The following is a 21,956-nucleotide window of genomic DNA, read 5'->3' on the forward strand; positions in this document are numbered from 1 at the left end:
CAGAACCACAAAAGGCGGGACATGATCCCGCCTTTTGCTTTTTCACACTACGGATCAGTGACCGTACACCCTCATGGCGGTATCGGTGATTGCCAGGTCGTCCACGAACACCTGACCAATCGACTGCTGACCAATAATCACCTCTTCGATCCCCACATCCGCGCGGAACGATGGCATATCAATCGCCAGTGACGAGCCACCACCGGAGAGCCGTACCCCCTGGTAGATGTACAGGTCCACTTCCGCGAACAGGTCCAGCGGGCTTGCGAACGTCGGGTCGTAGTCGGCCCCGGTGATCTGCAAACCACGCACGCCCATGGCCAGGAACGGCACATCGAAATCCATGGTCTCAATGGCGAACGCGGTGCGTAAGCGCATCACATCGGTAGCGGTATCCACGTGGACCGATCCCCGAGCCATCAAGCCCTCGGCGTAGAAGTTGTCGACCAACCGTGTGTAGTCACCGCTGCCATCGGTGGCCAGCAATTCCCACGCGCCGGTGGTGATCCGAAAATCCACCGCTGCAAAGTTGATTGGCACGATGTTGATGGCGGCATCGCCATCGGCCAGCACATCCACATCAATACGGATGTTATCCAGGCGGTTAGTGGCGGTAGGCCCAGCAATCCCGGCAAAGCCGAAAAAGTCGGTCCGTTCCGCACCACCGATGCTGATGTCATTGACGGCAAACGCCCCCTCATCAACGTACAGGAAACGGTCGATATCAACCCTGGTTTCCAGCTCAATGGAGACACCCGCCTGGCCGGTGATCTCCCCCATGGCGCTGTCATCCAGCAACTGGATATCAGCCAGCCCCATGGCGGGCACCACTGCAATACCCAGCGCAAGCACTTTCGGTTTCAGGCCTTTCATTATTATGTTCCTTTTTATTCTGTTCCTTATTGAGTCGTCATCACTTCCTGTGGGCCACTGCTGTATTCGACGCCACCCCGCTACTTTAGCGACACGTCCATGACGGGTACGTGCACTGGTCACAATTGCTTGAGTTGGTGAACGGAACGCCCCACTTTTTTCGGCCAATTTTTAACCACTACATCTTGTGCTTTGTAGGCCAAACGTCCAACTTGGCGATTTTACGGGCAATTCCCCGGATTCAAGCCCTTATCCATTGATTTTCTTTGCCCCAGAGACACAAGCGATAGTTGTCTTCTTATTCACAGACCACTATATCCTGTTATACTCATTCGAAAGAGGCCCATATATAGGGTTAAGTGGGTATTTTCTGACCATCGCCCAAATAAGCCGTCCGGGGCGCCGCGGCTGCCGCCTGCAGCCACCGCCTTTCCCCGGAAAACGGCAAAACGTCTGGCGAAGTCAACACCACATGTAGTGGTTTTATCCAACAAGAGCGCAATCCGGCCAGGGCACGCAGCCTGGCCAGTAAAAATCAGCACGTTCCAACTGGGGTATGGTTGTATTCGGGGTCACCGGCAGCCATTTATTAAGACATACTGGAAGATTGAGGGTGGCAATGAACGCTAAAGCACAGGCAGTGGTAACAACAATTCCAATGCAGGAAGCTTCGCTTGATATCTGGAGCAGCAAGTATCAGCTCAAGACCAAGACCGGCGAACCTGTCGATAAGGACATCAACGCTACCTACGAACGCGTAGCGACTGCCCTTTCCCAGGTGGAAGCCAAGGCCAACCGCGCCAAGCACATGAAGGACTTCATCTGGGCCCTTAAGCACGGCGCGATCCCGGCGGGTCGTATTACCTCCAACGCCGGCGCCGAGGCCCACAAACCGGCTACCTCCACCATTAACTGCACCGTGTCCGGCTCTGTTCAGGATTCCATGAACGACATCCTGGAAAAGAACCACGAAGCCGGCCTGACCCTGAAAGCCGGCTGTGGCATCGGCTACGAATTCTCCACCCTGCGCCCCCGTGGCGCTTACGTCGCTGGCGCCGGTGCCACCACCTCCGGCCCGCTGTCCTTCATGGATATCTTCGACCGCATGTGCTTCACCGTGTCTTCCGCCGGTGGCCGCCGCGGTGCCCAGATGGCCACCTTCGACGTTCACCACCCGGACATCATCGACTTCATCCAGGCCAAGCGTGAAGACGGCCGCCTGCGCCAGTTCAACCTGTCGCTGCTGATCACCGAAGACTTCATCGAAGCCGTGCGCAACGGTGACGACTGGCACCTGTCCTTCCCGGTCACCGAGAAGGAAGTGGAAGAAGAAGGCCTGGACCTGAACGATCCGGCACAGTTCGTCTACCGTGACTTCCCGATCCTGGAAGGCTACGTGGTCAATGATGAAGGCAAGGTTGCGTGCCGCATCTACCGCACCCTGAAAGCCCAGTTCATCTGGGACACCATCATGACCAGCACCTACGACTACGCAGAGCCCGGCTTCATCCTGATCGACAAGGTCAACCAGATGAACAACAACTGGTTCTGCGAAGACATCCGCGCCACCAACCCCTGTGGCGAGCAGCCCCTGCCCCCGTACGGCAGCTGCCTGCTGGGCTCGGTGAACCTGACCAAGTTCGTGGACTACCCGTTCACCGACAAGGCCAGCTTCAACTATGAGAAGTACCGCAAGGTGGTGGGCATCTTCACCCGCATGCTGGACAACGTGGTAGAAATCAACGGCCTGCCGCTGGAAGAACAGCGCCACGAAATCACCTACAAGCGTCGCCACGGCATGGGCATCCTGGGCCTGGGTTCCACCCTCGCCATGCTGCGCATGCCTTACGGTTCTGACGAATCCGTACAGTTCACCGAAGAAGTGGTCCGCGAGATGGCCGTGGAAGGCTGGCGCCAGTCCCTGGCCCTGGCCGAAGAGAAAGGCCCGGCGCCGATCATGGACGACGAGTTCGAGATTACCCCCAAGATGCTGTCCAAGTGCCCGCAGCTGAGCGAAGACGGCTACAAGCTGGGCGACAAGCTCAAAGGTAAAGTGCTGCACGCCAAGTACAGCCGCTACATGCAGCAGATTGCCGGCGTGGAACCCGAACTGGTCGAGCAACTGGCCGATAAAGGTGGCCGCTTCACGCACCACACTTCCATCGCGCCCACCGGCACCATCAGCCTGTCACTGGCCAACAACGCCAGTAACGGAATTGAGCCGAGCTTCTCGCACCACTACGCCCGGAACATCATCCGCGAAGGCCGCAAGACCAAGGAAAAGGTAGACGTGTTCTCCTTCGAACTTCTGGCCTACCGCCACCTGGTGAACCAGGGCGCGATGCCGTTCTCTGAGGACGAAGACAAGAAGCTGCCAAGCTACTTCACCACCTCCGATGACGTTACGCCGACGCAGCACGTGGACATCCAGGCCGCAGCGCAGAAGTGGGTGGATTCCTCCATCTCCAAGACCGCCAACGTGCCTACGGACTTCGCCTACCCGGACTTCAAGGGCATCTACATGTACGCCTACGACAAGGGCCTGAAGGGTTGCACCACTTTCCGCTTCAACCCCGAGGCGTTCCAGGGCGTACTGGTGAAAGAGAAGGATCTGGAGAACACCCTCTACGAATTCACGCTGGACGACGGCAGCAAGGTAAGCCTGAAGGGCAACGAACAGGTCGAGTATGATGGCGAGATCCACAACGCCGCCAACCTGTTTGACGCGCTGAAAGAAGGCACCTACGGCAAATACTGATCCGGGAACCGACACAGGAAAACGAACATGACAGTTAAAATTACCAACAAAATCGTCGGCTACCGCGTAAAGAAAGCCGACCCCGAAGCCACCGAACACCAGGCACCGGTGCACGCAGAAACCAAGCCCGTTGAGATGAACGAATACATCGAACGGCCGGACTTCCTGCTGGGCACCACCTACAAGATCAAGCCGCCGGTGGCCGAGCACGCGATGTACATCACCATCAACGACATCCTGCTCAACGAAGGCACCGACCACGAAAGCCGGCAGCCGTACGAAGTGTTCATCAACTCCAAGTCGATGGAACACTTCCAGTGGGTAATCGCCCTCACCCGCGTTATCTCCGCGGTATTCCGCAAGGGTGGCGACGTGACCTTCCTGGTGGAAGAGCTGCGCAGCGTGTACGACCCCAACGGCGGCTACTTCAAGAAAGGCGGCGTATTCATGCCGTCCCTGGTGGCTGAAATCGGCGCCGTGATTGAGAAGCACCTGAAGGCCATCGGCCTGCTGGAAAACGAGGAAATGAGCGAAACCACCAAGCGCATCCTCGCCGAAAAGCGCGCCGAGTTCGAAGCCAGCCACACCACGGCCACGAACGACGAAAAGGCCAGCGACTACCCCGCCAACGCCACCATGTGCGGCAAGTGCAGCACCAAGGCGGTGATCGTGATGGACGGGTGTGCGACTTGCCTGTCTTGTGGCGATAGTAAGTGCGGTTGAGGTGATTGACCGGTGATTGATGAGAAGGCCTGGAGTGAAAGCTTCGGGCCTTTTTTTGTTTGGGGCTCCTAATCATTGGACCGCTTCGTTATTGCAGGAACGCGACAGCTTCGTTATTACGCCACATTGTGCAGAATTGATGGTCCCAGCTTTGCAAGGTTCTGTTTTTAGGTCTATTTTTAACAGGTATTGCGGCGGTTAATGGAACCATGCAGCGTAATGACGCTGCAGTCAAATTTATGGCGGGGATTTGGCTTCGGTCTAATCACTGCTATGCAGAAGGGAGACATTGCGGTGCTAAGTAGCCGAGACAAGAAAACTGTTCGGTTCGCGGCGGAACACCCGTGGCTTGCACCGTGGAGTTTGTGGCTATTATCTTCGATGTTCCTCGTTTTTTCTGTGGGTCAACTCTATATCGCAGATCAGCTTGCTGAATCAGCCGGTCTCTCCATAGCTGAACTGGTTCGTCTTTGGTTTGGTGGGCTTGATCCGAGCGGTAGTTACGCAGGTATAACAGCGTCTGCTGTTTTGCGCGTCGAGCGAGCCTTCGGAATGTTCTGCTTAGCTATCCTATCGGTAGGGATAGCGTTCGCAGGAAGTGTCTGGATTGGTCGCATGCGGCGGTTTCGGGCAGAGATCGTAAAACGTGAGGAGGCCGTTACCAATGCATAACCATGCCAGTCACGGCGACGGCTTTTACATTGCGGCTTCGCCTCCATTTCAAAGCCGCGCGTGCTGAGCGGCGTTAGCTGAACGAAGGAGGAAGCTTTGAGTTGCTATTTTCAAGGATGTAGAAAGGTTGGGACTACCAGAGAGCACATTCCGCCAAGGTCTTTTTTTCCTGATGGCGAAAAAGAGCAGCTAATGACTGTTAGATCATGCGAAGAGCACAACAACTCGAAATCTAAAGACGATATATATGTTCTAGCGCAAATATGCATGAATGCATCTCCCAGCAATCGGGCGAGGGAGGTGTTCCAAAATAAAGTCGCACCGCAATTGGAGTTCAACAATGGCGCGTTGCGAAAAAGATTGGCCAAGGGCGCTGTTAATCTCGGAAACGGTGCCGTTAGATATCCAGTTGATGTACCAAGGCTAGATAGTTTTTTTACTGCTTTATCTTGCGGGGTTGTTTTTAAATCATGCGGCTCAGCTTTGCCTGAGAACTATAAAGTGAAAAACATTTACCATTGCCTGGAAGGGAATTCGAGTCCGTTCTTAACAGCCATTGAAAACGGAATTGATAGCTTCTATTCAGGTGAGCCAATGGCTCTCATGGAATTTGGTGATCCTGGCGCAAAGAATGAAAGAATATATACGGTTAAGGTGTTTGGCATCCCGGGCTTCGGGTCGAGCATAACCGTCGTCCATGAGTTCTTTGGCAAATTTAAAGTTACATCAATGCTCACCCATAAGCTGGTAATGAAATCCAGCTAAAAGGCGTTAAATTGCACCCACAGACCTTGAGCAAGGAGTACAAGATGGGGCTTTTCAGTTCTTTCGAGTCAAAGACCATCAAGATCGCAATGGAAGCGCTACAAGAGACAACCAACATGGTGCCTGAGAACTCTACTGAATACTTTCCTACTCCGACAGAAATGAAGGCAACGCTGAAGGAGAATTTCTTCCCAGAGCAGATGAAAGCCTCGTTAAAAAGGGATTACGGAGAAGCCAAGCCAGAATATGCCGCCTATCATCTCTTGGATATCGTTGGTCATCTCTTCGTTCATAACTCAAAGAGAGACATAGGGATGTGGTGTGTTCATGCTTCCCTGCACCTAGGCAAGAACATTCCGGCCCGCTAGGTCTCCGCCGGACGGCGCATTTTCCGCTTCGCTAAGGAAAAGCCGCCGTTTTTTATGCAAAAGCGTTAGCCGCTAAACAACTATGAGGAAGACAATGTCGAGCGAGTTAGAACAGTTCAATGCTCACCAAGAAGATGTCAGGCGACGCGTGGATTCGTTGGTACGATCGATCTTCCTACTGAGCGGCGGGGCTCTTACACTCTCAATCGGTTTGTTCGCTGGAGGAAAGGTCCAACTGCACGATCAGGCCCTCCTAGAATGCTTACGTCAATCTTGGTGGGCACTTTTTGTTTCCATAACTCTTCTGACGGCCGCCTTGGTTTCAATAATCATTCGAGACTACGCTTTTGGCGAACGCTGGCGCAGGCAGCTAGATGGTGGGCCAGAAGCAGCACATTACATGTGGCAGGAGTGGTTGATTGTGACGCTCGCTATTCTTGGGATCCTTGTATTTCTTGGAGGCATGCTCGGCCTCGCATGGGTAGCTACAGGCTACCTCGTCAGAACTAACTAGGCGTTCTACAGCCGACGGCTTAGCTTACGCGTTATGCATATAGGGATGTTATCGAGTGAGTGAAATCGTATTTATTCTCGGTGCTGGAGCATCAAAAGACTGCGGCGCTCCATTAATGAACGATTTTCTTGATACGGCCTCAAGGCTTTTAGGTACGAATCAAGTCTCAGGAAAAAACGACGATTTCAAAAGGGTTTTTCGGGCTATTGCGTCCTTGCAATCAGTCCACTCAAAATCCCAGCTTGATTTGAACAATATTGAATCGATTTTTACGGCTCTAGAAATCGCGAATGCTCTTGGAAAGCTACCAGGATTCGATCCAGAGGAAATCCCTCAAGTCATCGCGTCACTAAAAGAGCTGATAGTTGTAACGCTGGAGCAGACAATCGATTTCCCTACAAGAAAAAGTCACATTTTGGCACCAAGTAGTTACTCAAAATTCTCAGAACTACTTCTATATTTGAGTAAAGACGCGAATCCATCGATTGTTCCGGCAATCGTTTCCTTCAACTACGATATTGCTCTCGACGTTGCTATGCATAGGACTGGCCTCGGTCCCATCTATGGATTCGGACCAGACAGTAATGCTCAGTACCCAGTGCCGCTTCTTAAGCTCCATGGTTCATTAAACTGGGCTGTGCGCAAGAGTTCAGGCACAGTTGAGCCGCTAACTGTACAGCAGTACTTCAGCAAATATTCATACAGCGGCTTTGAAGAAATGAACACGTGCAAGATGCCGGTGGGCAGCCAATTGCAGGAATATTACTCCAAATTTACCGATGTAGAAGTTAATCCGGAGCCCGTAATTGTACCTCCGGCCTGGAACAAAGCTGACTATCATCAAACACTAGCGAGCATTTGGAGCGATACAGCCAAACATCTCGGAGAAGCAGAGTATATTTTCATCATTGGTTATTCACTGCCCGAGACAGATGCATTTTTCAGGCTCTTATACGGACTTGGTACCGTTGGCGAAGCGCTTCTAAAAAAGGTTATCGTTTACAACCCGGATCAGTCCGGCGCCACGGAAGATCGATTTAGAGACATGCTCGGCCCTGGCGCTCTGGCTCGCTTCGAATATAAGCCCATGGTCTTTTCTGAGGCAATTAGTGATATTCGTAAATTTTTCCCAGGTCGCAAGTGATGCATCACCAAAGCATGCACTGCGACGCGGCTGAGGCTAACCCACGAGTTGGGGTGCAGCCCCTAGTGGGAAGTCATAATTTCTTGCCTAAAAAGGAAGGTAATTTTGGCAGTACGTAGAAGATTACGACCACCAGCACCTCATGTCCTGGAAATACAAAAGAACATGAGTGAGGTTGCTAGACTCATGGATATTCACAAAGCAGTAGCAGGGGCTGGGGCAGGGAGAAAACGAGATGTTCAAGTTCTTAATAAAAGCGCCATTATTATAACATTGGCATGTTGGGAAGCATACGTGGAAGATCTGGCAAAGAATGCATTCGAGCACATGATTAACGTTGCCGAATCACCATCTGTTTTCCCTGAACATGTATTGGCCATCGCAGGAAAACGAATCACAAAGTCTGGCTCTTTGGATGTCTGGTCACTAGCTGACGATGGATGGAAATCTGCGTTAAGTGCCCATAAAGACGAAATTCTGAATAAGTATGTAGTCAAAGGTAGTTTCAATACACCAAGTTGCGATAATATCGATAAACTTTTCTCTGAGCTCGTAGGGTTAACGTCTGCTTCCAGAGAGTTTTACTGGCCTGGAATGAGTAATGACCGGGCAAAACTGAAGTTGCAAGATTTGATAGAGCTTAGAGGTGAGATAGCCCATAGAGTCGAGTCAAGCTCGCCTGTTTATAAAAAAGATGTAGAAGCCTACTTAAAGCTCATTAAACGGTTAGGCACGATACTACACAATAGAACCGTTGCACTTATATACGCCCGAACTAACACGATCCCATGGCGTCGCTATCGCCATGGGAAAACGCGCTAGTAATGCATCATATCCTAAAAGGAGATTATGTGGATTTCCTGAGCTTACTTATTGGAGTAGGAGGCTTTTCGCTTACTGCTATTGCTATGGTTTTAACATTCATTTTCCATAAAAGCGTTCGTCCTTTGTATTTATTCGACATTTCCAAATTTGGGGGGATAGAGCACCCCGAAATTGGGATTACGTTCAAAGGGAATCCCGTTTCCAACCTCTACGTTTTACGGTTTGTTTTATGGAATGCAGGAAAGAAAGAAATTAGAAAAGAGGATTTACCTAATGAAAAAGCAGCCCCACGAATTAGCTTCGATTATAGCTCTAAGGTTTTAAGCAATCTGGCTTACTCCTCAACCGGAGATGATACAGGGAATATTACATTTTCTGATCAGAATGAGGCATGCCTGAATTTTGACTATCTCAATAAAGGTGATGCAGTTATTGGGGAAATATATTTTTCAAGTGACGATGAGGATAATGCTCAATTTGAGTTTCTTGGAGCAGTTAAAGGTGCCAAAGTTAAACAAGGAAATAAGGAAATCCGGAACGCTACTAATATTATTTGGCCTCTTGTCCTTTCTGCTCTTCTGGTATTTGTGGCTTTTGGTTCCGCTTCGACAACCTACACCAACTTCGTAAATCATGAGTTTTGGGCAGCTACTTATGGCGTAGGTTTTTCCTCGGCAGTAGCCGTAGCTTCTTTTTTATGTATCAGATTCAATGTACTAATCATTCCTTATATGGTGCCAGAGCAATACGGAGAATTCCTCGAAGATGGTTTGGATAGTAAGTTAGGGAAATACCTTTATGACAAGGCGCTTCAACAGACCGCTAATGCGGCCGATGAGGCTGTAGAAAACCCTGAAATCCCCGCTACCGAAAAATGAGGGCGGGCCTGTTTTCGGGGCTGGACAAACTCTACAGGTGTTTTTAAGGGACAATTCGAAAGGAATAATCAGCTCCGCCGCCGAAGGCTACCAACCAGGAAACGAATGCCCATGAACAAGGCTTCAAAAGCACTAATAGTCTGGCTAAGCATCCTCGCCCTGGCCATCGCTAACGGCCTGTTTCGGGAGGCTGTGCTTCTGCCAGCGTTTGGCATTCCGGCGGCATTCATACTAAGCGGTCTGCTGCTGTCAGCCCTGATTATTGGCGTGGCGTGGGTATCGCTTCCCTGGTTGCGCCTGCGCCGCCCCGGGCAATTCTGGCTGGTGGGATTTGGCTGGCTCGCACTCACGCTTGCGTTCGAGTTTTCCTTTGGGCTTGCACAGGGAAAATCCTGGCCAGTGATGCTTGAAGCCTACACCTTCAAGGATGGTAACCTCTGGCCGCTCGTGCTTGCGGTGACGGCTTGTGCGCCGTTTATCGCGGCAAAGATGAGGCGCAAGGCCTAGCGCTGATCGCGGAAGGTCCACAATCCTATGATGTCAAAGCAGCCTTTCCAGTACCTTCGTAACAACCTGGGCTAGGGTCTTCTGCCCTCCCCTATTTGGCCAAAAAGGCTGATGAATGCCGTTACTCAATACCAGGTTAAAGGTCTCCCACCTGGCGATACCTGTCCGGTGTCATCCCGCTCCAACGCTTGAATGCACGCCGGAAGCTGGCGCTGTCATGGTAGTTCAGTAACGTGGCAATGGCTTCAACCGAGAGCCTTCCATCCCGCAGATAACTCCTGGCCTGTCGCGCCAGAATCTCATCACGAATCTGACGGAAACCCACGCCCTCTTGCTTCAAACGCCGCGACAGCGTGCGTTTGCTGATAAACAGCGCCGCCGCTGCGTCCTCTTCGGTCAGGGTGCCGATCGGAAGCGAGAGCATCATGGTTTCGATTTGCCGACGGCAGCTGTCCGGCTCTCCGCTCAGGTTTGCGAGAATTGCCTCGCATTGCTCCCTCGCCAGAGCGTAGCTCTCATGATTGGCCGACACGTTGGGAATCCTGCAAAGCTCAATCGGCGCACGCACGAGCAGCTCGTCGCCAGAAAAACTGAATTTACCGGGGATGTGGTCCGCATAACCTGCGTCTGGTCCCGGGTCCGGGTGCATGAAACAGGTCTCGAACTCGTGGGCAGGTCGACCAATTATGAATTCGGCACATGAGAGCATAGCCAGCGCGCAGATTTCACCCATGAAACGGCTGGCCTCAGGGCTCATCTCCGCATCAATATTGCAACGGATGATCAACTGGCCATTACTTTGGCTCAGATCCAGCCGGACAAAACTGACGCGTGTCGGCAGAAAGGCCTGGAACGCCTCGATGGCAGCGAGCAGGTTCGGGCTGCTGCTGGCGAGATAACCCATGGGTCCATGGGCGGCCGGTGTCAGTCGCTTGCCAATGCGTAACCCGAGCCTGTCATCCTCCGAGAGGCGCAGGGCATTTTCAATGATCTGAATCTGCTGTTGGGCGGTGAGCCGGGTGGCTTCATCCAGCAGCTGTTCTACGGTGAGGTGCGTTCCTCGCAGCAATTCGGGCAGATTGCTCGCGTGCATGCCCAGTTCCTGCGCGATCAGGCGTGTATAGCTGGTTGGAATGCTGGCCAGAGCGGTGGAATTTGCCTGTGTCATCTGATTCATTGTTTTAATTCTTGTCGGACGATCTGGCAATTGTCTTGTTATGTCCCCCTCCTGTCAATTGATGACCTGTTGAGTCCCGCCACCACAGGGCAATCTGACAACCATGAACATCAGCCAGCTCCAGCTGGCCTCCAGCCATCAACAGAGTCCGAGGGATTTATGGGATACATGACTTTTATCGAACATGACGGTACCCGGCACAAGGTGGAAATCGAGGCGGACAAATCGCTGATGCAGCACGCAGCGGACAACATGGTGCCCGGCATTGATGCTGACTGCGGCGGCGAATGCGCCTGCGGCACCTGCCATGTGATCGTTGACGAGGCGTGGTACGCGAAGACCGGCAAGATCAACAGCAGCGAGCAGCAGATGCTGGAAATGACACCGGAGGGCGCGCCGACCTCTCGCCTGGCCTGCCAGATCGAGATCACCGATGCCCTCGACGGCCTGGTGGTCCACCTGCCCGAATTCCAGATGTAAGGGAGACACCCGATGAATATTCAAACCCGCGCGATGAATCTGAGTGCCCGTCTGGTTCCCATGCATTGGCAAGTCAGGGCTGCCCACCTTGCGCAGCAGGCACTGGACAGAGTCGGTCTGGCTCCGAAGACCCCGGAATTCACGGAATCACCCCTGCCCGATGTGTCCACTCTGGCGATTGAAGACATTGATGTCAGCAACCCTTTCCTTTGGCGTCAGGGTTTGTGGGGCTCCTATTTCAAACGATTGAGGGATGAGCAGCCGGTGCACTTCCAGAAGAGCAGCGCTTTCGGGCCCTTCTGGTCAGTCACCCGCTTCGACGATATCCTCTTTGTCGACAAACGCCATGATCTGTTTTCAGCGGAACCCATCATCACCCTGGGTGATCAGCCCGCGGGGCTGGCGATCGAAACCTTTATTGCCATGGACCCGCCAAAGCACGATAAACAGCGTCAGGCGGTTCAGGGTGTAGTGGCCCCCAGGAACCTCAAGGAAATGGAAAGCCTGATCCGACAGCGCACCCGGGATGTACTGGACCACCTGCCGGTCGATAAACCTTTCGATTGGGTGAGCAACGTCTCCATTGAGCTGACGGCTCGAATGCTGGCGACGCTGCTTGATTTTCCCTACGAACAGCGGCGCAAACTGGTGTACTGGTCCGATGTGGCGGCGGCCAGCCCGGAGACCACCGGAGGTCAGGTGGAGCGTGACGAGTTCTTCCCGGCTGTCGCCGAGGTCGCCCGATCGTTCTCTGAGCTTTGGCGGGAGAAAGAGGCTCGCCGCGACGCGGGGGAAGAGCCGGGCTTTGACGTGATCAGCATGATGGTCAACAACGAAGACACAAAGGACCTGATCCATCGCCCCATGGAGTTTCTGGGCAACCTGGCGCTGCTGATCATTGGCGGCAACGACACCACTCGTAACTCGATGACCGGCGGCGTGCTGGCGCTGAACCGGTTCCCGCAGGAATTCGACAAGCTGAAAGCCAATCCGGCCCTTATTCCCAACATGGTGTCTGAAATTATTCGCTGGCAGACACCGCTGGCTTACATGCGCCGGGTTGCAAAGCAGGACGTGGAGCTGAACGGTGAAACGATCCGCAAGGGTGACAAGGTTGTGATGTGGTACGCCTCAGGCAACCGCGACGAGCGCGCGATCGATAAACCGGATGAGTTCATCATTGACCGCAAGGGTGCCCGTAATCATTTGTCTTTCGGTTTTGGTGTCCACCGTTGCATGGGTAACCGCCTGGCGGAGATGCAGCTCAGGATTCTCTGGGAAGAGCTGCTGGCGCGTTTTGACCGGATTGACGTTCAGGGAGAGCCGGAATACGTTCAGTCGAACTTTGTACGGGGTTATACCCGCATGATGGTGAAGCTGACCAGGAAGAACCAGGGCTGAGCGATGAAAAATTCAACGTCCAATTCCGGTCAGGACCAGGTATGTGTGATCGTCGGGGCGAGTCATGCGGCAGCGCAGCTCGCCACGAGCCTGCGGCAGAAAGGCTGGGCGGGTGCCATTCGGATGATCAGCGACGAAGGCAGGCTGCCTTACCAGCGACCACCGTTGTCGAAGGCGTTTCTGGCCGGTGAAACCGATGCCGACAGCCTGGCCATTCGCCCTCCCGCATTTTATGCGAAACACCAGATCGAATGTGTCTCCGGCAAGGTGACTGCGATCAACCGCAGGGAAAAGACACTGACGCTCGCCGATGGCAACGAGCAACGCTACGACAAGCTTGCCCTGTGCACCGGCACCCGTGTCATTCGGTTACCGATTCAGGGTAAAGAGCTTGCTGGTGTGCACGACTTGCGCAGCCTGGCCGATGTAGAAGGTATTCGGCGGGACCTGCCCCGGACCCGCCGCGCCGTTATCATAGGCGGGGGCTATATTGGCCTGGAAACGGCAGCATCCTTGCGTAAGCAAGGCATTGAGGTGGTGGTGCTGGAGAGGGCTGAACGTGTTTTTCAGCGTGTAACAGCACCGGCAGTTTCGGCGTTTTACCAACGCATTCACGAGGAAGCCGGTGTCGTCATTCACACTGACATAGCCGCCACAGCATTTGAGGGCGAGGAACGCGTTGAACGAGTCGTTTGTGCCGATGGCACCTCATACCCTGCGGACATGGTGATCGTGGGTATTGGCGTGACCCCGAATAGCGAGCTTGCCGAGGCGGCCGGACTGGAGACCAATAACGGCATCGTTGTGGATGAATACTGCCAGACGAAGGATCGCGATATCGTTGCGGCCGGGGATTGTGCCAATCAATGGGATCCGCACTCTGGTCAGTGGCGGCGACTGGAGTCCGTTCCCAACGCGATGGAGCAGGCCAAGACCGCCGCTGCGACTTTGTGTGGGGAAAGGTCACCGCAGAACAGTCTGCCCTGGTTCTGGTCCGATCAATACGACCTCAAACTGCAAATAGCCGGCTTGAGTCAGGGGTACGATCAGGTTGTGATTCGTGGCAACCCGGACTCGGGTCGAAGCTTTGCGGCGTTCTATTTCAGGGAGGGGCAACTGATCGCCGCTGACTGTGTTAATCGCTCGCCTGAATTCATGTTTGCCAAAAAACTGCTCAGCCAAAAAACAACGCCCGATCCCACGCGGCTTGCAGACGATACAATCACAGTCAGAAATTTGATGGAAGAGGTGACCGGTTGAGGGAAAAAGTGTGACCCGACGGCGATGAAACAGGGAGCGAATGCCCATGACCAAGGCTTCGTTGTAACCAAAAGAACGAGGCAGATTTATTCTGCAACCGGGTCTAGCTCGTCGGAGAATACTGTGGCTTGGCCCCGCCCGGCATTCTTTGAGCGGTACAGAGCAATGTCTGCCTCGCGTATCAGCATATCGGCCGATGTGGTTGGGTCGTCTACAAGGCAGATGCCGACGCTGCATCCCACATGGGTGGTGATCTCATCATCAATCAGAATCGGCTCGCTGATACCGGCAATCAGTTTTTCGGCGAGTGCATGAACATCTTCGGCCTGATTCACATTTAGCTGAATGACTGCAAACTCGTCGCCCCCGAGACGCGCGATTGTATCGGTTTCACGCAAGACCTTCTTCATGCGGGCGGCCGTGTGTCGGAGGACTTCATCGCCGACCAAGTGCCCATGCTTATCGTTGCACTGTTTGAAGCCGTCCAGATCGAGCAAATGCAGCGCAAACGGTTTACCGGTGCGCCGCAGTGCCTTGCGCGCCAGGTCAAGGCGTTCGGCAAACAGGACACGGTTGGGTAGATCGGTCAATGGGTCGTGTAACGCTTGATGCGTGATGGCGGCCTGTGCCTCGCGTTCAGTGGTCACGTCGACGTTGCTGCCGACGACGCGCAGTGCGGTTCCGTCTTCACCACGCACGATTGATGCACGGCTAATGACCTCTACGTAGTGGCCATCCCGGTGACGCAAGCGGTACTCCAACTCATAGTGCTCGCCCTCCCCTGCAAGTTGACTCTCGGTTTCACTGGTCACGGCATCGCGCTGTGACGGGTCAATGGAACTGATCCAGGTCTCAAGGGTGTTGTCGAGTTCATGATCGGCGTAGCCCAGCATGCGTTTCCAGCCAGGGGAAAAGAAGACTTCGCCGGTAACCAGATTCCAGTCGAACAGCCCTTCACTGGTGGCACGCATCGCCAACCTGAAACGCTCTTCAGACGACATTAACGTCAGATTCGCCTGTTCCAGTTCGTTTTTAGCCCGATTCAGCTCACGGGTACGTGATTCAACGCGCTGTTCAAGGGTGTTCAGCAGCCGCGCCTTCTCGATCGCGACGATTGCCTGCGCTGCAAGAATTTCCACAACCCTGGTACTGCTCGGTGAAAAAGCTCGTGGTGTCCGCCGGTTCTCCAGATAGAGCAATCCGCCCATTTCATCGCCGTGTAGAAGCGGAACACACAGTACCGAAGCCACTGCGTGGACATCAAAATACGGATCCTTCCCGATGTCACCGGGCTCGGCCGTATCGTCCAACACCAGGCTCTCCCGCCGGCGCATGACGTGATCGAGTACGATATGCGGCACGTCGGTCACATCCTGCAGTGATTTTTCCACGGCTCGCGCGCCCCGCTCATCAAATTCCGCGGCCAGCATCCATGCGCAATCGTCCTTGAGCACAAGGAGTCCGCGCTGGGCACCGGCGCTTTCTGCCAGAATACGCATCAACCTGCACTCGAGCGCGTTGACATCGGTTTCCTGAGAAATAGCCAGGGAAGCGCGCAATGCAGACTGCGCATCGAAATTCACGGCCGCGATACCGGTGTCGGTCGTCAGCTGGTTATAGCTTTCGGATGCCACCTGCAGTTCGTCGGCATACCGTCTGCGCAGCTGGCGCACTTTTTCGTGTGCTTGCCAACGCTCGTACAACCGCAACGCCTGGCGTATCAGGTCGCCTCCGACGGAGATACTGCCTAGCTCCATCATGTACTCGCCGTACAACTCCGTTGCCAGCGCCTGATCATTCAAATAGTAAGTTTCCAGTGCACCCCGAATCGCCTGTTCATAGAAGGTGGCCGCCCGCTGCGGTCGGGAGGAACGGCGTAAACGCTCGGCCTCTACGAGCTTCCACTTATGCAGGAAATTCATCGGCGCATGCTCGGCCCAGAATTTGAGCTGGCGCTGATTGAGCGCAACCTGGCGCAACAAGCGGCGATTGTGAAGGGCAGCTTTGGGTTCAAGCGCAGCCAACAGACACAGCGAGTGATAAAAGTTGTGCTCGGCGATTTCCGCCATCCCCGATACATATTCGACGTACTGCTTCGCCGAGGCAGCCGCTGCCAGCGCTTCATCCTTGCGACCCAGCAAATAAGCCAGCATGGTTTGCGTACAGTAGATATTGAAAACCAGGAAATTGCTGGACTGTGCGATCAACCGCGGAATCAGCGCTTCGGCGTCGTAGTCATCGCCAGCCAATACCAGTGGATCTTTGGCTCGACCGTTGAGGTTGAGCGCCAGCTGTCGCCAGATATGCGCAAACTCAAGGTGGTAGCCCATCTTCAGCCGATCAATAACATGGATATAGGCGTTTTGTTGTTCGATGACTTCATCGAGCGGACAACCGCAGATGACCTGATGTTTGCCATGCTGAATGGCGTTATAGCTGCCGTATTCAAAGTCACCGTAATCAATGCCGCTTTGCAGGCCACGCGGTAGCTCCTCGAGAGATTTCCGCAAGTGCTCCTTCCAATGGCGCACGAAAACGTCGAACAGATTGATGATCTTGGCTTGAAGCGGTTCCGCGCCATAGTGCTCCAACAATCGCGTCGACAATCGGCCATAGGCATAGCCCTTGTCGATCTCCTGGTAGACACTCGCTAAAAGAACGCCATAGAACCCGTAGGCGAAAGCAGCCAACGGTGAGCTGCCGTGCTTCAGCGTTGTTTGCACCATCTGCAGCGTCAGCACCCTCCAAAGATCGGGGCGCATAACATACGCCGCACCAGCGACGCTGACCATAATGCGAATTGCAGCCAACTGTTCGGGGTCTGCCATCTCCGGCTGCTCGGCCAGTGCCGGTATACCTTCGGACGGCAACCGGATCGCTACGCGCAATTTTTCGGCCTGTTTTTTAAGGCCCTGCACATCCGCCGCAAAACGGATATCCAGCAGCTTTAGAGCCTCCAATGCCAGATTGATCGCTGTGTTCAAGTCGTTGCGGGCAATGGCGAACTGGCACTCCAGCTCGAACAAAACCACCTGTTCCAATGGGGTTTTCGCATGGGCCGCCGCCAACCCAAGCATCTCCTCGACCTTATCGTGGTTGGCGTTGATGAATTCGCTCTGAATCGCTTCAAGATAAAGCGCCCAGTGTCTCTGAGGGTCGTCCTGCCATCCCCCCTCCCCGGCCAACGTCAGGGCGAAGCGGTAGTAACGCAAGGCGACGTCATGCGCGCTGGCGGTTTGAGCCCGGCGCGCGGCTTCTGCAGCCAGTTCGGCTATTCGCCGGCGCTCGGCTGGTTCAACGAGTAAAACATGGTTGGGTTCGAAGTGGGCAATGATGTCAAACAGTTGCCGTCCGGACAGCGATCGGGCCTGCGCCGCCAATAGCTGACGGCCAATGTGTAAATGCAGTGCGGCGCGCGAATGCGGCTCAATCAGGTTGTAGGCGGCTTGTTGGACCCGGTCATGTGTGAACTTGAAACCGTGCGCCTCCCGCCTCAGCAAGCCCTCTTTCAGCACAATCTCCAGTGCTGTTTCGGCATACTCCCTGGAGTAACCCGCCACGGTGGCCAGCACAGCCAATTCAAATCTATTACCGATGGAGGCGCCCAGTGATAACAACTCCTGAGTCTGTTCTGGAAGCTCACGCAATCGCTCCAGCAGCAGGTCGATCACATTATCGGCTGGCGGCATGGCATTGAGCAGTTCGACGTCCCACACCCAGCCCGACTGGACTTCGTCAAAACGCAACACACGCTGATCCGCCAGGCGCTTGAGCAGCTGGTGGCTGTAGAACGGATTCCCAGCCGTCTTGGCATGAACTGCGCCAGCCAATGAGTCGGCAGCCTCGCGCGCCATGTTCAGGTTTTTAGCGCACATCTCAGCGAGATCGGCCGCTGAGAGATTATCCAGCGTGGTGGCGCGTAGTACTTCGGGTGTTTCCTTTCGTACCAGGGTTAACGCCTTTTGCAGCGGGTGCGCTGCATCGACCTCGTTATCCCGATAGGCTCCGGCAATCAGCAAGTGCCGGGTTTCTTCTGATTGCGTGATCCTCTGGAGCAGGTCCAGCGAAGCACCATCCATCCACTGTAAGTCGTCGAGAAAGATAACAAGCGGCGGAAACTCGCCTGCCAGGCTGCCGAGAAAAACCGAAAACACGTAGCCCAAGCGGTTCTGGGCTTCTCGGGCCGCCAATTGGCTGACCTTCGGCTGGGGGCCGATCAGATCCACCAACGATGGGACGATCTCGGTGAGCAGCCCGCCGTTGCTTCCGACCGTCGCCAGAATCTTCTCTTTGACCCCATCGCGCTGGCTTTGCGGTCTTGCCATAATTTGCGCCACGACGGAATCCAAAGCCCGAGCCCACACCGAATAAGGCTGCAGGCGCTGGTATTGGTCGCACTTGCCTTCGGCGTAGATGCCGCCGGCCAACAGCGTCGGCGCTCGCAATTGATGAATCAGCGCGGTTTTACCGATCCCCGAATGGCCGCTGATGACATAGAGCAGACGCCCGCCATCACGCACATGATCCATGGCTTCCAGAAGCGCGATCCGGTCAGCATCGCGACCATACAAGCCGGCCCCCGGACGGTAGCGATCAGAGATATCGTGGCGCCCCAGCTCAAAGTCGGCTGCTGCGCCTGCTCGCGCCAACGCCTTCTGCACAAGACCCAGATCAAACTCCAATCCGCGTGCACTCTGATATCGCCGGCCCGGCGATTTCTCCAGCAGCTTCAAGATAATCGACGACAAAATTCTGGGAATATCCGCACGGCATTCATGCGGTGGAACTGGCGCTTTCGTCATGTGCTGGTGGATCAATTCCAGCGGATCGGTGGCGGTGAAGGGACACTCGCCCAAGAGGAGTTCGTAAAGCGTGACGCCCAGCGAGTATAAATCGCTACGCTCGTCTACGCCGATATTCATCCGCCCGGTCGCTTCGGGCGCGGTATAGGGCAGCGTTGCCTTCAGGTGCTGATGATCAATCGGGTTGGCCTCTGCGTGTATAAGCGGCACCGCCAACTCGAAGTCGATCAGCGCCACCTGCTCAGTATCAGAGTTCCATAACAGATTGTCTGGCCGCACGTCGCGGTGCAGCACGCCGAGCGCATGAAGTTCCTTGAGCTGCTGGCTGGCCGCCCTCGCTATCTTGAGCCAGGCACCTAATGGCAATGCCTCCGGCGACTTCAGCGAGTCGCGTAAAGCTACCCCCGCCGAGACAGGCACGACCAGCATCGGCAAACCCATGTGGCTATCCAGCTCGATCTCACCTTGACCAAGGGCCCGTCGATATCGCGCCTCTTTGGCATAATTGGCCTTGAGCTCATCCCCGCGCTGCCCCGGCTGAGGCACTTTGAGCACGACAGTGGCACCGTTATCGCGCCGACAGGCCAACACCACCAGCGTTCGCGAGCTCGCATGGATGTTTGACAGTAGGCGGTAACGCTCAAAGTGCGGTTGCATCGATTTTTACTCAACTTGCCTAACAACATACTAACAGCAATGAAAACCCCGAAAACCGAGACAGATCAATTTTCCCAGAGAAATATCATCGTGGGCGATATGGGCATTACCTGTGGCTACGCCTATGTGCTCTCCCGGTCTATCTGGGTGCCAGTGATCATTCATTGGGTTACAGTGACGGTTTGGGTGCTTTTTCTTGGCGGCAGAAATCTAGTACTGGAGCTGTAATCGCTATGACGGAATCGAAACAGGTCACCGGCCTTTCATCAGGTCACCTTACTCACATCGAAGACCATCTTGACCGGCGCTATATCCAACCGGGGAAATTGCCCGGTGCGCTGACTCTGGTTGCCCGGCGTGGGGAAATTGCCTATCTGAAAGCTCAGGGGCTGATGGATGTGGAGCGCAACAAACCGGTCAGCCGGGATACGGTGTTCCGCATTTATTCCATGACCAAGCCGATTACGTCTATCGCCATGATGCAGCTCTATGAGCAGGGGCGGTTTTTGCTGGATGATCCCGTACACAAGTATATTCCGGCCTGGAAAAACCTGCGGGTTTACAACAGCGGTGTCTATCCCAACTTCCTGACGACACCTGCAACCAGCACCATGACCATTCGCGACCTGTTCACCCATATGTCAGGCCTGACTTACGGGTTCATGAACCGCACCAACGTGGACGCCGCCTACCGGGAGCTGAAGCTGGATGGCGGCCGGAATCTGACACTGGAAGCGCTGGTCAGTCATCTGGCGGAACTGCCGCTGGAATTCTCACCGGGTACCGCCTGGAACTATTCGGTCAGCACGGATGTGCTGGGGTATCTGGTGCAGTTGCTGGCTGATAAGCCGTTTGATGAGTACCTGCGCGAGCATATCTTTGAACCATTGGCCATGCCCGACACCGGCTTCCATGTTCGTGACGATCAGCTGGACCGTTTCGCCGCCTGCTATCAGTTCGATCCTGTCGATCAGTTCAAGCTGCAGGACGATCCGCAGACCTCCCCTTTCCGGGACGAAAGGAGGTTTCTGTCTGGCGGCGGCGGGTTGGTTTCCACCATTGACGATTATTTCCACTTTGCCCAGGCACTCTGTCAGGGCGGCGAGTTTGGCGGGCAGCGGATTATTGGCCGAAAGACTCTGGAATTCATGCGTCGCAATCATCTACCCGGCAATCAGGACCTGCCTAGCCTCTCTGTCGGTCCGTTCAGCGAAACACCTTATGCCGGGACCGGCTTCGGTCTGGGCTTTTCGGTAAAGACTGACGTCGCCAAATCCCAGATCAATGGCTCTGTCGGCGAGTATGGTTGGGGTGGCCTGGCCAGCACCAACTTTATTATCGATCCGGTGGAGGAGCTGGTGGTGATCTTCATGACGCAACTGATCCCCTCCTCAACCTACCCGATCCGTCAGGAATTGCGGGCTATTGTGAATGGGGCGTTGGTTTAGAGGTTGCCAACGTGCTGCAGAACGCTGGGCCGGAGATGACGCCGTTTGACCCAGACCGTCGCGGCTTTTGGTCCCACCACCAGGCTCGCGTAATCGTCGGGGGGGAGTCTCAGCCAGGATTGAGGTTCGTAGTCTTCGCCGTCAACGGTGAGTGTTCCATCAACCACCAGCATTTCGAAGCCCCCGGGGTCGCCGATCCTGAACGACGCCTCAGGGGCTATGGTTTCCAATTGAACCGTCTCCCGCTCATCTTCGAACAAGGGTGAGACGGCAACATCCGGCCTCTCGGGGTCGGTAATGCGGCCGATTCTGTGCGTATCGATTCTGACGAACGTGCGATCGTCAGGATCAAACTGGTGCAGCTTCACGAACATCAGGCAGCCCTGCTCAGCCCCGGGCGTATGGCGTGACGTCGGCGGGTTGCGCACGTAGGTTCCCGCCGGATAGTCGCCGTGCTCGTCCTGGAAAACCCCATGCAGAATCAGGAACTCTTCACCGCCGTCATGGGTGTGGGGTGAGAATGCACTGCCCTCCGCGTAGCGCACGATGGAGGTGGCCCGTGCCACCTCTTCTCCAATCCGGTCGAGCATCCGCCGGTCGACACCGGCCATGGGGGACGGAACCCAGTCCTGGCGTGCTCCGTGCACCACTGCGCGTTTGTTGAAATCCGCATTGATCAGCATAGGATGCCGTTCCCCCAACAG

The 21,956-nt window shown here is 54.7% G+C and carries 17 protein-coding genes; 13 read left to right on the forward strand and 4 right to left on the reverse strand.

All coding sequences use genetic code 11. The annotated features are described in order from the left end of the window. Positions 1-54: 54 nt before the first annotated feature. Positions 55-873, reverse strand: coding sequence for a DUF6160 family protein (locus tag Q0Y21_RS10610; protein ID WP_297794827.1), 819 nt, complete (start codon positions 871-873; stop codon positions 55-57). Between the two features lie 619 nt (positions 874-1,492). Here Q0Y21_RS10610 and Q0Y21_RS10615 point away from each other — a divergent pair. The 8 genes from Q0Y21_RS10615 to Q0Y21_RS10650 all read left to right on the forward strand — a co-directional run bounded on the left by Q0Y21_RS10615 (position 1,493) and on the right by Q0Y21_RS10650 (position 10,027). Continuing rightward, a complete protein-coding gene (locus tag Q0Y21_RS10615) occupies positions 1,493-3,631 on the forward strand; it encodes an adenosylcobalamin-dependent ribonucleoside-diphosphate reductase (protein WP_297794830.1) in 2,139 nt (712 codons plus the stop codon). A gap of 27 nt (positions 3,632-3,658) precedes the next feature. Then, positions 3,659-4,354, forward strand: a complete 696-nt coding sequence (locus tag Q0Y21_RS10620; RefSeq protein ID WP_297794832.1) for an NrdJb — start codon at positions 3,659-3,661, stop codon at positions 4,352-4,354. Positions 4,355-5,293: 939 nt separating this feature from the next. Continuing rightward, positions 5,294-5,791 (forward strand): hypothetical protein, encoded by a 498-nt coding sequence (locus Q0Y21_RS10625; RefSeq protein WP_297794835.1) that lies wholly within the window; start codon positions 5,294-5,296, stop codon positions 5,789-5,791. A gap of 44 nt (positions 5,792-5,835) precedes the next feature. After that, entirely contained in the window at positions 5,836-6,159 is a 324-nt protein-coding gene (locus Q0Y21_RS10630) for a hypothetical protein (RefSeq protein ID WP_297794838.1), read from the forward strand. 569 nt (positions 6,160-6,728) lie between these two features. Next, positions 6,729-7,817 (forward strand): hypothetical protein, encoded by a 1,089-nt coding sequence (locus Q0Y21_RS10635; protein WP_297794841.1) that lies wholly within the window; start codon positions 6,729-6,731, stop codon positions 7,815-7,817. Positions 7,818-7,922: 105 nt separating this feature from the next. Then, entirely contained in the window at positions 7,923-8,639 is a 717-nt protein-coding gene (locus Q0Y21_RS10640; protein ID WP_297794844.1) for a HEPN domain-containing protein, read from the forward strand. Positions 8,640-8,668: 29 nt separating this feature from the next. Next, on the forward strand, positions 8,669-9,520 hold the full coding sequence (locus Q0Y21_RS10645; RefSeq protein WP_297794847.1) for a hypothetical protein: 852 nt from the start codon (positions 8,669-8,671) through the stop codon (positions 9,518-9,520). A 111-nt stretch (positions 9,521-9,631) separates the two neighbouring features. Continuing rightward, a complete protein-coding gene (locus tag Q0Y21_RS10650) occupies positions 9,632-10,027 on the forward strand; it encodes a hypothetical protein (protein WP_297794849.1) in 396 nt (131 codons plus the stop codon). A gap of 136 nt (positions 10,028-10,163) precedes the next feature. On the opposite strand, the gene Q0Y21_RS10655 is transcribed toward Q0Y21_RS10650, so the two are convergent. Continuing rightward, positions 10,164-11,204 (reverse strand): AraC family transcriptional regulator, encoded by a 1,041-nt coding sequence (locus Q0Y21_RS10655; RefSeq protein ID WP_297794852.1) that lies wholly within the window; start codon positions 11,202-11,204, stop codon positions 10,164-10,166. 159 nt (positions 11,205-11,363) lie between these two features. Between Q0Y21_RS10655 and Q0Y21_RS10660 the strand changes: the two genes are divergently transcribed. The 3 genes from Q0Y21_RS10660 to Q0Y21_RS10670 are packed head-to-tail and all read left to right on the forward strand — an operon-like array spanning position 11,364 to position 14,345. After that, entirely contained in the window at positions 11,364-11,684 is a 321-nt protein-coding gene (locus Q0Y21_RS10660; RefSeq protein WP_297794855.1) for a 2Fe-2S iron-sulfur cluster-binding protein, read from the forward strand. A 12-nt stretch (positions 11,685-11,696) separates the two neighbouring features. After that, a complete protein-coding gene (locus tag Q0Y21_RS10665; RefSeq protein WP_297794858.1) occupies positions 11,697-13,085 on the forward strand; it encodes a cytochrome P450 in 1,389 nt (462 codons plus the stop codon). A 3-nt stretch (positions 13,086-13,088) separates the two neighbouring features. Continuing rightward, positions 13,089-14,345: an FAD-dependent oxidoreductase gene (locus Q0Y21_RS10670; RefSeq protein WP_297794861.1), complete on the forward strand. Its 1,257-nt coding sequence runs from the start codon at positions 13,089-13,091 to the stop codon at positions 14,343-14,345. An 86-nt stretch (positions 14,346-14,431) separates the two neighbouring features. On the opposite strand, the gene Q0Y21_RS10675 is transcribed toward Q0Y21_RS10670, so the two are convergent. Then, positions 14,432-19,804, reverse strand: coding sequence for a diguanylate cyclase (locus Q0Y21_RS10675; RefSeq protein ID WP_297794864.1), 5,373 nt, complete (start codon positions 19,802-19,804; stop codon positions 14,432-14,434). Positions 19,805-19,843: 39 nt separating this feature from the next. Here Q0Y21_RS10675 and Q0Y21_RS18480 point away from each other — a divergent pair, with 39 nt between their 5' ends. Both Q0Y21_RS18480 and Q0Y21_RS10680 read left to right on the forward strand, forming a co-directional pair. Beyond that, a complete protein-coding gene (locus tag Q0Y21_RS18480; RefSeq protein WP_366517676.1) occupies positions 19,844-20,032 on the forward strand; it encodes a CPBP family glutamic-type intramembrane protease in 189 nt (62 codons plus the stop codon). A 5-nt stretch (positions 20,033-20,037) separates the two neighbouring features. Then, positions 20,038-21,252, forward strand: coding sequence for a serine hydrolase domain-containing protein (locus Q0Y21_RS10680; RefSeq protein ID WP_297794867.1), 1,215 nt, complete (start codon positions 20,038-20,040; stop codon positions 21,250-21,252). Here Q0Y21_RS10680 and Q0Y21_RS10685 read toward each other — a convergent pair. Continuing rightward, entirely contained in the window at positions 21,249-21,953 is a 705-nt protein-coding gene (locus Q0Y21_RS10685; protein WP_297794870.1) for a cupin domain-containing protein, read from the reverse strand. The genes Q0Y21_RS10680 and Q0Y21_RS10685 overlap by 4 nt on opposite strands. Positions 21,954-21,956: the final 3 nt, after the last annotated feature.

The sequence above is a fragment of the uncultured Marinobacter sp. genome (assembly GCF_947259545.1).
Classification (GTDB): Bacteria; Pseudomonadota; Gammaproteobacteria; order Pseudomonadales; family Oleiphilaceae; genus Marinobacter.

Bases quoted from the DNA above. Each gene is read 5' to 3' on its own strand.
- Q0Y21_RS10630 (WP_297794838.1), top strand. From the start codon at position 5,836: ATGGGGCTTTTCAGTTCTTTCGAGTCAAAGACCATCAAGATCGCAATG.
- Q0Y21_RS10620 (WP_297794832.1), top strand. From the start codon at position 3,659: ATGACAGTTAAAATTACCAACAAAATCGTCGGCTACCGCGTAAAGAAA.
- Q0Y21_RS10675 (WP_297794864.1), bottom strand. From the start codon at position 19,804: ATGCAACCGCACTTTGAGCGTTACCGCCTACTGTCAAACATCCATGCG.
- Q0Y21_RS10660 (WP_297794855.1), top strand. From the start codon at position 11,364: ATGGGATACATGACTTTTATCGAACATGACGGTACCCGGCACAAGGTG.
- Q0Y21_RS10655 (WP_297794852.1), bottom strand. From the start codon at position 11,204: ATGAATCAGATGACACAGGCAAATTCCACCGCTCTGGCCAGCATTCCA.
- Q0Y21_RS18480 (WP_366517676.1), top strand. From the start codon at position 19,844: ATGAAAACCCCGAAAACCGAGACAGATCAATTTTCCCAGAGAAATATC.
- Q0Y21_RS10670 (WP_297794861.1), top strand. From the start codon at position 13,089: ATGAAAAATTCAACGTCCAATTCCGGTCAGGACCAGGTATGTGTGATC.
- Q0Y21_RS10615 (WP_297794830.1), top strand. From the start codon at position 1,493: ATGAACGCTAAAGCACAGGCAGTGGTAACAACAATTCCAATGCAGGAA.
- Q0Y21_RS10625 (WP_297794835.1), top strand. From the start codon at position 5,294: ATGAATGCATCTCCCAGCAATCGGGCGAGGGAGGTGTTCCAAAATAAA.
- Q0Y21_RS10650 (WP_297794849.1), top strand. From the start codon at position 9,632: ATGAACAAGGCTTCAAAAGCACTAATAGTCTGGCTAAGCATCCTCGCC.
- Q0Y21_RS10680 (WP_297794867.1), top strand. From the start codon at position 20,038: ATGACGGAATCGAAACAGGTCACCGGCCTTTCATCAGGTCACCTTACT.
- Q0Y21_RS10665 (WP_297794858.1), top strand. From the start codon at position 11,697: ATGAATATTCAAACCCGCGCGATGAATCTGAGTGCCCGTCTGGTTCCC.
- Q0Y21_RS10610 (WP_297794827.1), bottom strand. From the start codon at position 873: ATGAAAGGCCTGAAACCGAAAGTGCTTGCGCTGGGTATTGCAGTGGTG.